Source organism: Amycolatopsis sp. cg5, from assembly GCF_041346955.1.
Lineage (GTDB): Bacteria > Actinomycetota > Actinomycetes > Mycobacteriales > Pseudonocardiaceae > Amycolatopsis.
On the sequence record NZ_CP166849.1, the window covers coordinates 1,230,917 to 1,244,249 of the forward strand.

Annotated in this window: 11 protein-coding genes; 7 read left to right on the forward strand and 4 right to left on the reverse strand. The window is 69.5% G+C overall.

Features of this window, described 5'->3' with window-relative positions:
• Nucleotides 1-23: 23 nt before the first annotated feature.
• The 3 genes from AB5J62_RS06065 to AB5J62_RS06075 form a co-directional block, all read right to left on the reverse strand.
• Nucleotides 24-503, reverse strand: coding sequence for a carboxymuconolactone decarboxylase family protein (locus AB5J62_RS06065; protein ID WP_370947118.1), 480 nt, complete (start codon nt 501-503; stop codon nt 24-26).
• On the reverse strand, nt 500-1,579 hold the full coding sequence (locus tag AB5J62_RS06070; protein WP_370947119.1) for a dihydrodipicolinate reductase: 1,080 nt from the start codon (nt 1,577-1,579) through the stop codon (nt 500-502). The genes AB5J62_RS06065 and AB5J62_RS06070 overlap by 4 nt, the downstream gene beginning before the upstream one ends.
• Before the next feature lie 63 nt (nt 1,580-1,642).
• Nucleotides 1,643-2,032 (reverse strand): hypothetical protein, encoded by a 390-nt coding sequence (locus AB5J62_RS06075; RefSeq protein WP_370947120.1) that lies wholly within the window; start codon nt 2,030-2,032, stop codon nt 1,643-1,645.
• A gap of 186 nt (nt 2,033-2,218) precedes the next feature.
• On the opposite strand from AB5J62_RS06075, the gene AB5J62_RS06080 reads away from it, so the two are divergent.
• The 7 genes from AB5J62_RS06080 to AB5J62_RS06110 all read left to right on the forward strand — a co-directional run bounded on the left by AB5J62_RS06080 (nt 2,219) and on the right by AB5J62_RS06110 (nt 10,393).
• On the forward strand, nt 2,219-3,394 hold the full coding sequence (locus AB5J62_RS06080; RefSeq protein ID WP_370947121.1) for a DUF6745 domain-containing protein: 1,176 nt from the start codon (nt 2,219-2,221) through the stop codon (nt 3,392-3,394).
• A gap of 25 nt (nt 3,395-3,419) precedes the next feature.
• A complete protein-coding gene (locus tag AB5J62_RS06085; protein WP_370947122.1) occupies nt 3,420-3,863 on the forward strand; it encodes a hypothetical protein in 444 nt (147 codons plus the stop codon).
• A gap of 84 nt (nt 3,864-3,947) precedes the next feature.
• Complete coding sequence (locus tag AB5J62_RS06090; protein WP_370947123.1) at nt 3,948-5,474, forward strand: adenosine deaminase; 1,527 nt, start codon at nt 3,948-3,950, stop codon at nt 5,472-5,474.
• Nucleotides 5,475-5,841: 367 nt separating this feature from the next.
• The gene (locus tag AB5J62_RS06095) at nt 5,842-7,137 is read left to right on the forward strand and encodes a sugar ABC transporter substrate-binding protein (RefSeq protein ID WP_370947124.1); all 1,296 of its coding nucleotides are present in this window, start codon (nt 5,842-5,844) and stop codon (nt 7,135-7,137) included.
• Nucleotides 7,134-8,120, forward strand: coding sequence for a carbohydrate ABC transporter permease (locus tag AB5J62_RS06100; RefSeq protein WP_370947125.1), 987 nt, complete (start codon nt 7,134-7,136; stop codon nt 8,118-8,120). Before AB5J62_RS06095 ends, AB5J62_RS06100 begins: the two co-directional genes overlap by 4 nt.
• Nucleotides 8,117-8,947: a carbohydrate ABC transporter permease gene (locus AB5J62_RS06105; RefSeq protein WP_370947126.1), complete on the forward strand. Its 831-nt coding sequence runs from the start codon at nt 8,117-8,119 to the stop codon at nt 8,945-8,947. Before AB5J62_RS06100 ends, AB5J62_RS06105 begins: the two co-directional genes overlap by 4 nt.
• A gap of 3 nt (nt 8,948-8,950) precedes the next feature.
• On the forward strand, nt 8,951-10,393 hold the full coding sequence (locus AB5J62_RS06110; protein WP_370947127.1) for a glycoside hydrolase family 3 protein: 1,443 nt from the start codon (nt 8,951-8,953) through the stop codon (nt 10,391-10,393).
• Between the two features lie 81 nt (nt 10,394-10,474).
• Here the strand turns inward: AB5J62_RS06110 and AB5J62_RS06115 are convergent, their stop codons facing one another.
• Nucleotides 10,475-13,195 carry a helix-turn-helix domain-containing protein gene (locus AB5J62_RS06115; RefSeq protein WP_370947128.1) on the reverse strand — a complete coding sequence of 907 codons (2,721 nt, stop codon included), beginning with the start codon at nt 13,193-13,195 and terminating at the stop codon, nt 10,475-10,477.
• Nucleotides 13,196-13,333: the final 138 nt, after the last annotated feature.

Sequence of the window (13,333 nt, forward strand, 5' to 3'; positions counted from 1 at the left end):
CCGGTCATACCACTCACGAGCTTTTAGATCTTGGGGATCATGCAGACGGTGTCCAGCCCCAGCACGTGGTTGAGGCGGCCGAAGGCGAGCCACGACCCGATGCTCATGCTCAGTTCGACGATCTCCAGCTGGCTGTAGTGCGCGGTCATCCGCGACCAGAACTCCTCGTCGAGCCCGTGGTGGTCGAGCGCGTACCGCTCGGCGTACTCCGCGGCCAGCCGGGTGCGGTCGTCGAAGGCGTCGGTCGTGCGCCACTCCAGCACGGCCGTCGGGAACTCGTCCTCGACCTTCACGCCGTCGCGCTCGGTGCGCCAGTCGAGGCAGAACACGCAGCCGTTGATCTGGGCGATCCGCAGCCGGGCCGCTTCGAACTCGCGCAGGCCGAGTGTCGTGTGCGAGTACACCGACAGCGAGAAGTTGGACGCCGCGACGCCGATGCCGGGCACCATCTCGCCCCAGACGTAGGCGATCGGGTCCTTGCCTTCGGGGATGTCGATGTTCATCGGGCCACCTTTCCGAGTTTGCCGATCGCGGGTCGCAATGGGACGTCGAGTGCGTCGTAGAGGCCGGGTTCCGCGGCCACGAGCCAGTCGATGGCGTTGACGAGCCTGCCGACCGCGGTCGCGTTGCCGCCCGCCGAGCGGTTTTCGCCCTCGTCGGTGGCCTCGATGGTGACTTCGATGCGGGGGCGGCCTTCGATGATCACGCGGTGCGCGCCCGAGGAGTTCGGCGGCATCGGCCAGTCCGGCGCGCACGACGGGTGGATGCGCGTGACGTGCTCGATGACGATGCGGGGTTCGCCGCCGACGACGCCGATCACCTCGAACCGCACCGCGCCCTGGGTGCCCGCCTCGAACTCGCCCATGGTCCTGGTGGTGATCGTGGTTTCGAGCGGACGGCGGTCGACGGTCTCGCGGATCTCGTCGACCTCGGCGCCGAGCGCGCGGGCCATCAGCCGGATCTGGCCGCCCCACACCATGGTCGGCACCATCGGCGCGAGCATCGGCGGCGCGTAGTCCATCGGCTGGCCCATGCCGACGAGGTAGCGCACGGAGTCCGGCTGCTCGTAGGTCGAGTAGTCGAAGATCTCCTGGCAGCGGATGACGTCGACGGTCGTGCCGAGACCGCTGACGAGCAACGGCAGCACGTCGTTGCCCCAGCCGGGATCCACGCCGGACACGAACAGCGAGCCGCCGCCCGCCTCGATCGCGGCGAGCACCGGGTCACGCAGTTCGGCTGGCGCGTTGCGCTGGTCGTAGAGCGCGTACAGCGACGGCGTGACGACGACCGCGCCCGCCTTGATCGCGGCCGTGATGTCGTCGAGTGCTTCGACGGGACGGATGTCGCCGGACGCCGCGTAGACGACGGCGCCGGGACTCGCCGCGAGCACGGCGCCGGCGTCGTCGGTGGCGGCGACGCCGAGCTCGTGGCCGAGGCCCGCCAGCTCACCGGCGTCACGGCCGACCTTCGCGGGGTCGTGCACGAGCACGGCCACGAGTTTCAACGCCGGGTTCGCGTCGACCGCGCGAATGGCGGCTCTGCCGACATTCCCGGTTCCCCACACGACTGTGGCAATCATGTCGTGGAGGCTAATGAAGGCGCGAGAACGCGCCTAGGAAATCGTTCCGCTCAGCGCAACGGCCTAGAACTCGTCGGAGTTCGTGAGCTCCCGCTCGAAGGCGTCGGCCTGAGCGACCACGAGGTGCAGCGGCCGCTCGAACTCGTCGCGCACGCTCAGGTCGGCCAGCGGGACGGTGTGCTTGAGCAGCGCGACCCCGTCGACCACGCCCGCACCGCCGACCAGCGACGAGCCGGCCAGCTCGAGCAGGCGGCGCGCGTCGATCTTGTCCGCGTAGCCGACCGGGGAGGAGATCTCCAGCCAGGCCGCGCCGTCGCCGCTCACGTGGTGCACGGACACCTGCTGGGTCCGGTTTTCCTCGGTGTCGAGCCGGAACCGCAGCCAGTCGCCGGTCTCCTCCAGCACCTCGTACCGCGTACGGACAAAGTTGATCACGTCGGTCCAGCTGGTCACACCCGTCACCTCTCGTATGGCCTGCCCTCAAGCATGGGGAGCATCTCATATCGGACGCCCGCGCACCCGGGCCGGTGCGGTTGGCGCCGAGGCCGATCAGGCGGTGTCCGGCAGGTTGCGAGACCGGCAGAGATGCTGCCATGATCGGGATATGTCTGATGGAAAGGGCGTGTCCGCCCTGCCGCGTTGAGCGCGGCCCGGCGACGGATCAGTCGCCTCCCTGGTGCATCCGAAGCTTGGTGGCGTGCGGCCGAACTCCGCGCCGAGTGGCTGGCGCACGGTCTGTCCCGAGCCCCCGCTGATCGGCCTGCCGCCGAATCCGCGATAACCGCTCTCTACACACTCGCCGACCGGCCGCCGCCCGAATTCGCCTGGGTCGATTCCCCCGCCGCGGCGGCGGACGTCGTGCCGGTGTCGGCCGCGCTCAGCGTGGAGGGGCGCTGGCCGCTGGAAGGCCGGTTGGCTTCGCTCGTCGTCGAGCTGCGTGGCCGTCTCGACCGTCGTGTGCGGCTTCCGGTGGAACCGCGGCACCTGCGGCCGGTCGAGCCGCCGTCGGATCCGCTCGTGGCCTTGCGATCCGGCGTCGACCTGCGGGTGATGCTGAACGTGAACGTCCGCCGGGTGCTGCGGACGGTGCTCAGGTCGACCATCGTCGACGCGGTGCGGGCGGAGCTGACCGCGCTGCCCCGGTTCGGCTGGTACGGTCAGTTCGAGGCCGATTGGGTGGCGTACTACGACATCTGCCATCGGGTCGGCGTCGCGCGGTTCGGCGCCGCCGACATCGAGCAACTCGGGCTCTGGGCGGCGATCGTGCGGTCCTGCGGCTGGTGGTGGCCGCGCGAAGACCTGTGCGTGCTTTCGGAACGCCCGGTCGTGCTGCACGCCGAGCCGATCTCCGACGCGCTGAACGGGGAAGTGTCGCTGCACAGCGAAACCGGCCCGGCGCTCGTCTACCGCGATGGCTTCGGCGTGCACGCTTGGCGAGGCACCAGGGTGCCCTGGTGGGTGATCGAAGATCCCATCGCCGAACGGATTTCGGCGGAACGCAACATCGAGGTGCGCCGCTGCGCGATCGAGCGGATCGGCTGGGCCGAGTACATCGAGCAGGCCGGGTTGGCACTGGTGAGTCAGGCGAGTGATCCCGGAAACCCCGGCTGCGAATTGTTTCTCTACAAACTGCCCGCCCGGCAGACCGGTTCGAGCAGGCTGCTGCTCGCCGTCAACGGTTCCGTCGAGCGCGACGGCACCCGCCGCCGGTACGGGCTGCACGTGCCTGCCTGGTTCGACGACCCCGTCGCCGCGGCCGGCTGGTCATACGGGCTCAGCGGAGCCCAGTACGCGCGACTGGCACGCCGCACCTGATTCCTTCCCACACCTGAGGTGAGACATGTACTTGGCCGAACTGCTCGACCGGACCGGACTCGACGTGCTGGACCACCTGGAACGGCAGGTTGCCGTCTCGGTGATCGACGGCCCGCAGGCCCAGGGTGACCTGATCGTCGTGCCGATGGACATGCTCGGCGACGTCGTCGAGCAGGGCTGGGCGCGCTGGCGGCCGGTGGCCGCGGACGGCTTCGAGCTGGTGCGTGGCGAGAACGGCGCCCACCCGCACACCCTCGTCGCCGATGCCGGAACCTGCCGGTGGACCGCGGAGGTGTACGACCCGGTCTCGCTCGGGATCGTGCTCTTCGAGAACACCGCGCCGGTCTACCTGATCCACCCCGAGCACGGCGGTAGCGGTGTCGCGCCGGGGCGCTGGCTGGTCAGGCGCCAGCGGGAACGCGGCGGGTTCAACGGATTCGGCGCGCGAGATTTCCTGATCGCGGATTAGCCGCTCTTTCGGCGGATCACAGGCAAAGCGTGAGCCGCTAGGAAAGAAAGCCTGGCCTTTTTCCGTGCGGCAAGGGGAGGAAATGTGCTGATCCGAAGAGCGATGCTGTTCGCGGTGTGCGCGACGGTGGTGGCAGGCCTGACCATGGCGGTTCCGGCCGTCGCCGCGCCGTCGTCCGCGGAAGACCGGGCGTCCGCCAGGCTCGACGCGCTGCGGGCTGGTCCGGACGGTCTCGCCGAGTTCTTGCGTGCCTTCCCGAAGGGTGGTGACCTGCATAATCACCTCTCCGGGGCGGTGTCGACGGAGTCGCTGATCCGCTATTCCGTCGCGGACGGTCTGTGTATCGACAAAGCGACTCTGACCGCGTCCGCTCCGCCGTGCACGGCGACGCAGCGGCCCGCCTCGGACACGAATACGGACAAGGCTTTTTATTCGGCCGTGTTGCGTGCCTGGTCGATGGAAGGCTTCGATCCGAATGGCCCGGAATCCGGCCATGACCATTTCTTCGCGACTTTCGGCAAGTTCGTCGCGGCCACCGACCGGCACAAGGGCGACATGCTCGCCGAGGTCGCCGACATCGCGCGGCGGCAGAACCAGTTCTACCTGGAGACCTTGATCTCGCGGCAGGGCTCGGCGGTGCGCGCGCTCGCCACCAAGACCGGGTTCGACGCCGATTTCGCCGTCATGCGGCGGAAAATGCTGGACGGCGGCGCGATGGCCAAGATCGTCACCGCCGCGCAGGCGGACACCGACGCCGACTACGCCCAGTTCGACGCCGCGCTCAAGTGCGGAACGCCCGCGGCTTCGCGAACCTGCGTCTTTCCCAAGCGTTACGACTACCAAGTCGGACGTGCGACCGATCCCGAGGTCGTCTTCGCGCACCTGCTGCTCGGCTTCGAGCTCGGCCAGGTCGACGGCCGCTACGTCGGCGTCAACCTGGTGCAGCCCGAAGGCGACCCCATCGCGTTGCGGGACTACCACCTGCACATGACCATGGTCGGTTTCCTGCGCAAGCTCTACCCGAAGACTCGCGTCACGCTGCACGCGGGCGAGCTGACGCCGGAGCTGGTCCCGCCCGCCGACATCCTGTTCCACATCAGGGAGGCCGTCGAGATCGCGGGCGCGGAACGCATCGGCCACGGCGTCGCCGTGCGTCACGAGACCAACGCCGCGCAGCTGGCGCGGGAAATGGCGGACCGGCATGTGCTGGTCGAGACCCCGTTGACGAGCAACGCGCAGATCCTCGGGGTGTCCGGCCCCGAGCACCCGATGCGCTGGTATCAGCGGTTCGGCGTCCCGATCGGGCTCGCCACCGACGACGCCGGGGTGTCCAGGAGTGACATCACGGCCGACTACGTGCGCGCGGTGACCGAGCAACACCAGACCTACCGTCAGCTCAAGCGGATCTCGCGGGCGTCGCTCGACCACGGTTTCATCCAGGGCGCGAGCCTGTGGCGCGGGCCGGACGACTTCCGTCCGGTCGCGGCCTGCGCGGGGTCCGTGCTCGGCGGCGCGAACCCGGGCCAGCGGTGCAAGCAGCTGCTGCACGACAGTCCCAAGGCCGCGGCCGAATGGGCACAGGAGGCGGCCTTTCGGGCACTCGAAAGCTGACCTGAACGCGTAAGGGGTCGTGAGTGTTGCATAAACACTGCGGCGCGCAGCGCCTCCGTTGAGGGTGGTGGTGGGCGACGGGTGGGCGGTTCTAACCGTCGGGAACACTCACGACCCTTGTCGCGTAAAGGGACTTTCCCGAACCATGTTGAGGCTGACCGGCATCCCGGGGCACTTCGTCGGTCTCTCGCGATCTTATGGCCGCACCGTGAGCGTCCGGTGACTGAGCGCTAAGAAATGCTGTCTTCTTTGCAACGTACGGGCAACAGCCTTGACAGTTGCTGTGGTACGTACCACTCTCGCCGCATTGGTCTACACCATTTTTGGCCGCCCGGCCGGTAGCCGGGCATCGAAAGGACGGCAACGAGTGAAGCGCTGGCTCAAGCTTGCGGCGGGTATCGCCGCCACCACGCTCGCGGCCGCGGGCTGTGCCGGATCAGGCGGCAGTGACGCGGGCAACCAGTCGAGCGCGCCGCCCAAGGACGGGACGATCACGGTCTGGCTGATGACCGGCACCGCGCCCGACTCCATGAGCGCCGCACTGCACAAGGATTTCGAAGACGCGCACCCCGGGGTCAAGGTCAAGTACGAGATCCAGCAGTGGAAGGGCATCCAGGAGAAGCTCACCGCCGCGCTGGCCAGTGACAGCCCGCCCGACGTGATCGAGGTCGGCAACACCCAGACGCCGTTCTTCGCCGCGCAGGGCGTGGCGGCGGACCTCTCCGGCTCCGTCGCGGACTTCAACGGCCCCCAGTGGCTCGCGGGCCTCAAGGCCTCCGGCGAGTATGACGGCAAGACCTACGGTGTGCCGTTCTACGCCGCGAACCGCGAAGTGATCTACCGCAAGGACATGTTCGAGCAGGCGGGCATCACCACGCCGCCGACCTCGCGCGCGGAGTGGCTGGACGCCATCACCAAGCTCAAGGCCAAGTTCGGCAGCGACCCCGACTTCCAGCCGCTGTACCTGCCTGGCCAGTACTGGTACGCGCTGCTCTCGTTCCTCTGGGACGACGGCGGTGACATCGCCAAGGCCGACGGCAAGAAGTTCAAGTCGACGCTGGACAGCGCCGGTTCCAAGGCGGGCATCGAGTTCTACAAGCAGCTGGTCGAGACCTCCGGCACCAAGGCACCGAAGGACAACGACGAGGCCACCCCGCAGCAGGCCACCATCTACGGCGCAGGCAAGGTCGCGATGTTCATCGGCGCGCCCTACGAGGTCGCCACGGCCGCCAAGACCGACCCGAGCCTGAAGGACAAGTCGGGCGCGTTCCCGATCCCGAGCAAGACCGCGGGCCAGACCGCGCCGGTGTTCCTCGGTGGCTCGAACCTGATGGTCCCGCTGAACAGCAAGAACCAGCAGCTGGCCAAGGACTACATCAAGCTCATGTGCTCCGCGAAGTACCAGGGTGAGCTCGTCAAGGCCGGATACGTGCCCGGCGCCTCCACCGACACCAGCGGCCTCGACTCCGACCCGCTGGCCAGCGTGATGGCCAAGGCCTCGAAGAACGGCCGTGCCGTGCCCACCAGCCCGAAGTGGGGCGAGGTCGAGTCCGGCCAGAACCCGCTGAAGGACATGCTGACCGCGTACCTGACCGGCAAGAAGACGCTGGACCAGGCGACCGCGGACGCCAACGCCGCGCTCGACAAGATCATCGGCGGATGACCTCGACGAAAGAAGCGCCGGTGCCGGCGGGGGCGACCCCGCCGGCACCGGCGCGTGCCGAGCGCCCGGTGTCGAAGCGGCCTGGCAGGCTGGGCCAGAAGACCGTGCCGTACCTGCTGATCCTGCCCGCGCTGGTCGCCATCGTGGTGCTGCTGGGCTGGCCGACCATCCAGCTGTTCGCCATCAGCCTGCGCAGGCTCGACCTGGGCGAGCTGGTCAGGGGCCAGATGGTCTGGATCGGCTTCGAGAACTTCACCAAGACGCTGGCCGACCCCGAGTTCTGGGAAGTCACCGTCCGGACGCTGGTGTTCACCGCGTCGCTGGTGATCGCCACCATCCTCGCCGCGTTGTTCGTGGCGCTGCTGATGCGTCATCTCGGGCCGGTCGTGCGGATCATCCTGCAAGTGACGCTGGTGCTCGCCTGGGCGGTGCCGGTGATCGCGACGACCACGGTCTTCCAGTGGATCTTCGATCAGCAGTACGGGATCCTGAACAAGACGCTCGACAAGCTCGGGTTCCACAGCTTCATCGGCTTCTCGTGGTTTTCCACCGGGCCGAGCACACTGACCGTGATCGGCCTGCTGATCCTGTGGCAGGCGGTGCCGTTCGTGGCGTTCACGCTCTACGCCGGCCTGATCGGGGTGCCGCAGGAGCAGTACGAGGCGGCGTCGATGGACGGCGCGAGCCCGTGGCAGGCCTTCTGGGCGGTCACCTGGCCCGCGATCCGGCCGATCCTGACCATGGTCACCTTCCTCTCGGTCCTCTGGGACTTCAAGGTGTTCGCCCAGGTGTGGGCCATCCGCCAGGGCGGCCCTGACGGCGGGAGCACGACGCTGCCGGTCTACCTGTACCTCAAGGGTGTCGCGGGCAGCCACTTCGGCGCCGCCGCCGCGATCGCCGTGCTGATGCTGCTGGTGCTCGTCACGCTGACCGCCAGGTACATCCAGCTGCTGGTGCGCACGAAAGAGGGCGACATCTCATGAAAAAGTCACTCCCGGCGCGGATCACGCTGTCCGCCGTCGGCCTGATCGTCGCGTTCCTCTTCTTCTTCCCGACGTACTGGATGTTCACCACGTCGCTGAAGACGCCGGGCGAGGTCCTGTCGCCGAAGTACGACCTGATCCCGTTCTCCGCGACGCTGGAGAACTTCACCTCGGCGCTGAGCAAGCCGGGCTTCCTGACGTACCTGACGAACAGCCTGATCGTCACGGTCGGCGCGGTGCTGTGCGCGCTGGTCGCCGGTGTGCTCGCCGCGATCCCGCTCTCGCGGTTCAAGTTCCGCGGCCGCAAGGGTTTCCTGCTGCTGGTGCTGGTCGCGCAGCTGGCGCCGGTCGAGGCGCTGTTCATCCCGATGTACCTGCTGATGCGGGACGCCGGGCTGCTCAACACGCTGCCGTCGCTGCTGCTGATCTACTTCGTGACGACGCTGCCGTTCACCATCTGGATGCTGTACGGGTTCGTCAACGGCATCCCGTTCGAGCTCGAAGAGGCGGCGATGATCGACGGCTGCAGCCAGGCGGGCGCGTTCCGCCGGGTCACGCTGCCGCTGCTCGGGCCGGGGCTCGTCACGACGTCGGTGTTCAGCTTCATCACCGCGTGGAACGAGTTCCTGTTCGCGCTGGTGTTCATGCGGGACAAGGACAAGCAGACGCTGCCGGTGTGGCTGTCGTCGTTCAAGACCGCGTTCTCCGTCGACTGGGGCGGCGTGATGGCCGCGTCGGCCATCTACGCGGTGCCCGCGCTGATCTTCTTCCTGATCGTGCAACGCAAGCTGGTGTCCGGCATGACCGCCGGCGCGGTGAAGGGATAGCCGTTGTCGTCACCTGAGAAGCTCGCCGAATCCGTACTGCTGCCCGGTTTCGCGGGCACCACGGCCCCCGACTGGCTGCGCCGCCGCATCGGCGACGGGCTCGGCGGCGTGATCCTGTTCGGCCGCAACGTGGTCGACGACGAGCAGGTCGCCGCGCTCACCGCCGGGCTGCGCTCGGAGCGGCCGGACGTGGTCATCGGCATCGACGAGGAAGGCGGCGACGTCACCAGGCTCGACGTCGCCACCGGCTCGTTCGTGCCGGGCCCGCTCGCGCTCGGCGCCGCCGACGACCCCGAGCTGACCACCTCGGTCGCGGCCGCGCTCGGCGAGCGGCTGGCCGCGTGCGGCGTGACGGTCAACCTCGCGCCCTGCGCTGACCTGACGCTGGCCGCGGAGGACCCGGTGATCGGCGTCCGCGCGTTCGGCTCGGACCCGGTGCGGGCGTCGGTGCACGTCGCGGCCTACGTGACCGGGTTGCAGAAGTACGGCGTCGCGGCCTGCGCCAAGCACTTCCCCGGCCACGGCGCGGCCACCGAGGACTCCCACGTGGCGCTCCCGGTGCTCGGCCGCACCGAGGAGGAACTGCGCGAGATCGAGCTCGTCCCGTTCCAGGCGGCCATCCGCGCCGGGGTGCGGTCGATCATGACCGGGCACCTGGTCGTCCCCGCGTGGGGCGAGCTGCCCGCGACGCTCAACCCCCGCGCGCTGACCTCGGTGCTGAAGGAGGAGCTGGGCTTCACCGGCGCGGTCATCACCGACGCGCTCGAGATGGGCGCGGTGTCGGGGGAGTACGGCAGGCAGGACGGCCTCGGCCAGGCCGCTGTGCGCTCGCTGGCCGCGGGCGCGGACGCGCTGTGCATCGGCGGCGCGGCCTTCGACGCCGACGTGCTCGACCGGATCACGGCGACCATCGTCGCCGCGGTGACGTCGGGGGATCTTCCCCTGGAACGGCTCGAGGAGGCGTCGGCGCGCACGGCCGAGCTGTCCTCGGCGCCTTCGGCCGCGGAGATCACGCCGGTCGACTACCGGCTGGGCATGGAAGCGGCGCGCAAGGCGTTGCGTGTCCAGGGTTCGCCTCGGCTGGACGGCGCGCCGCTGGTCGTGGACATCCAGACGGACCCGAACATCGCCGCCGGGCCGATGCCATGGGGACTCGGCGCGCTGCTGACGTCCTTGGTGCCGGGAACGCGCGCGCTGACCGTGTCCCCTGGCGACGTCGACTCGGTGCTCGCGGCGGCGCCCGGCTTCGCGAGCGTCGTGGTGGTCACCCGCGAAGCGCACCGCCACCCCGCGGTCCGGTCGATGCTCGAGGTCTTCCGCACCTCCGTGCCAGGCCTGATCCACGTCGAGACCGGCGTCCCCGGCCCGCAGACCCCCGGCGACCGCATCGACACCTTCAGCGGCTCCCACGTCAGCCTCCGCGCGGCCGCCGAGTACCTGGCCTGACAACCCGCGATAAAGCGGGCTTTACTCCCGGGGATAAAGCCCGCTAAACATCGGGGAGTAAAGCCCGCTTTATCCCGGGTTCTAGGCGCAGGGTGGGTCATAGGTGAGGCCGGGCAGGTGGTGCTCCCAGTCCGCGCGGCTGATTCCGGGCGTCGCGCAGGCTTCCGCCTCGACGCGGGCGAGGTCGGTGTCCCAGAGCTGGGCGGTGTGGTCGTCGCTGGCGGTGGCCACCAGGCGGCCGTCGGGGCTGAACGCCGTCGAGTTGACCGCGCCCGCGTGCCCGGTGAGCGTTGTCCGCTCGACCGGGTGGCGAAGGTCGCTCACGTCCCAGATCCGCGCGGTGTGGTCGAAACTGGCGGTCGACAGCGACCGTCCGTCCTTGCTGAACGCCACCGAGGACACGATGTCCGCGTGCCCGTTCAGCGTGGCCAGTTCCACCGGCGCCCGTGGGTCGCGCACGTCCCACAGCCGCGCCGTGTGGTCGTTCGCGCCGGTGGCCAGCGTGCGGCCGTCGGGGCTGAACACCAGGGACGCCACCAGATCCGTGTGTCCTTTGAGGACGGTCAGCTGGACGGGGCGCATCGGGTCGCGCACGTCCCACAGCCGGACCGTGCGGTCGTCGCTGCCGGTCGCCAGCACGTGGCCGTCCGGGCTGAACGCGACGGGCTTGACGCTCAGTGAGTGCCCGGTCAGCGCCACCGAGCGAGCCGGATCCGCGACGTCCCACAGCCGGGCCGTGCGGTCGTAGCTGCCGGTCGCGAGGAAGCGGCCGTCCGGGCTGAACCGCACCAGGTAGACGGTGTCGGTATGTCCTTTGTAGACGTTCACAAGCGACGGGTTGCGCGGGTCGGCCACGGTCCACAGCCGGACCGTGTTGTCCCTGCCCGCGGTCGCCAGCGAGCGTCCGTCCGGGCTGAAGGCGACCGTCGTGACGAGGTCGGTGTGCCCGGTGAGGTCGGAGAGCTTGCGCGGATGCTCGCTGTCGGAGATGTCCCACAGCACGGCCTTGTGGTCGAACCCGCCCGTCGCGAGCAGCCTGCCGTCCGGGCTGAACGCGACCGAGCTGACGACCTGGGTGTGGTCCTCCAGCGGCACGGCCATGGTGGCGAGCAGGCCGTCGCGGGTCTCGCGGGTCGGTGACAGCCGGTACGCCGCGACGCTGAGCTGGGCGGCCAGCGGGCGGTTCGACAGGCGCAGCGCGACGGCGTTGGCGGCGACCTTCTCCGCGAGCGCGACGTTGCGCTGGCCGCTGATCTCCTTTTCCGCGCGCACGGCGTAGAAGGTCGTGCCCGCCGTCAGTACCAAAAGGACGGTCAGCACCGCGATGAGCTGGCGGCGACGGCGGGCGCCGCGTTCCGCCGACGCGCGCTCGGCCGCCTCCGCGGCCAGGCTGGCGTCGAGGAACTCGCGCTCACGGGGCGCGAGGCTGTCCACCGGGAGACCGCGGGCCAGTTCGAGGCCCGCGCCGCGGTAGAGGGCGCCGGGGTCGCGGTCGAGCGACTCCCAGTCGGCGGCCGCGAGGCTGAGCCTGCGGTGCAGGCGCAGGCCGTCGCGGTCCTCGGCGAGCCAGTCACGCAGCCGGGGCCAGGCCCGGATGAGGGCCTCGTGGGTGATCTCGACGCCGTCGCCGTCGACGGTGACCAGCCTGGCTTCGGCGAGCGGCCCGAGCACGTCCATACCCGGCGGCAGCTCGTGCCGCGGCACGCGGCGTTTGGTGTCCTCGGTGCCCTCACCAGGCGCGATCAGCCTGCGGAACAGCTGTTTCGTGGCCTCGCGCTGGCCGGAGTCGAAGGTGGTGAACAACGACTCGGCCGTCTTGGCGAGCGCGCCGTCGATGCCGCCCGCCGAGTGGAAGGCGGCCAGCGTCAGCGTCTTGCCGTGACGGCGGCGCCAGGTCTCCAGCAACACGTGCGAGAGCAGCGGCAGCACGCCCGCGCGGCCGTGCGCGTTCATCACCAGATGGGTGACCAGCGAGCCCTCGACCACGCAGCCCGCGTCGATCGCCGGGCGCGTGATGGCCGCGCGCAGCTCGGCCGCGGTCATCGGGCCGACGGTGACCTGGGCGTCGCGCCACGCCTCGACCAGGTCGGCGTGCGCGCTGCAGTGCGCGAAGAAGTCGGCACGCACCCCGGCGACGACCCGGCAGCGGTCCCGCGAGAGGCCGATCAGCTCGGCGATGAACTCACGTTCGTCCTGACGGACGGTGAAGATCTCCTCGAACTGGTCGACCACGACCACCTCGGGCCGTTCCTGGTCGACGAGCTCGGTCAGCCCGCCTGCCGGGAGCGAGCCCGGCGTCACCACGAGCACCGGGCCACGCGTGAGCCTCGGGACCACACCGGCGCGCAGCACGGACGACTTGCCGGCGCCGGACGCGCCGAAAACGCCGATGAAACGTTTTTCCGCGAGCCGGGACAGCACCTGCTCGATGACGCGTTCGCGGCCGAAGAACCGGCCGGAATCAGCGGGCCCGAATGGTGCCAAACCGGCATAAGGCGGTAGCCCGGTTTCGATCCGTTCGGGTTCGGAACGGGCGTTCATCTCCGCGGTGACCGCATTCCACCGTTCGGTCCATTCCGTCTCGTCCCCGTCGCAGGCGCGCACGAACGCGAGCGTCACGTCGAGGCTCGGCAGTTTGCGGCCCGCGGCCGCGTCGGACAACGTCGTCGACGAGTAGTGCGCCAGCCTGGCCAGCTCCCGATACGGCGGGCGGCCCGCCTGCTCACGTAGTTTCCGCAGCTCAGCGGCGAATTCGGTGAGTTTGGTGCCGTCCGGCACCAGCGGTTGTTCCGTTCTCGGCACGCGTTCCCCTTCCCCCGCCGCCCGATTGTCCGGAAGTTGATGTCCGCTGTCCACCGAGTGACACCGGACAACGGCCGGCGGCTACAAAAGGGGGAGCGGCAAGCCCCCAGCTTGCCGCCTGGGGATGTAAGTCCTTTT

Bases quoted from the DNA above. Each gene is read 5' to 3' on its own strand.
- AB5J62_RS06105 (WP_370947126.1), top strand. From the start codon at position 8,117: ATGAAAAAGTCACTCCCGGCGCGGATCACGCTGTCCGCCGTCGGCCTG.
- AB5J62_RS06085 (WP_370947122.1), top strand. From the start codon at position 3,420: ATGTACTTGGCCGAACTGCTCGACCGGACCGGACTCGACGTGCTGGAC.
- AB5J62_RS06065 (WP_370947118.1), bottom strand. From the start codon at position 503: ATGAACATCGACATCCCCGAAGGCAAGGACCCGATCGCCTACGTCTGG.
- AB5J62_RS06100 (WP_370947125.1), top strand. From the start codon at position 7,134: ATGACCTCGACGAAAGAAGCGCCGGTGCCGGCGGGGGCGACCCCGCCG.
- AB5J62_RS06070 (WP_370947119.1), bottom strand. From the start codon at position 1,579: ATGATTGCCACAGTCGTGTGGGGAACCGGGAATGTCGGCAGAGCCGCC.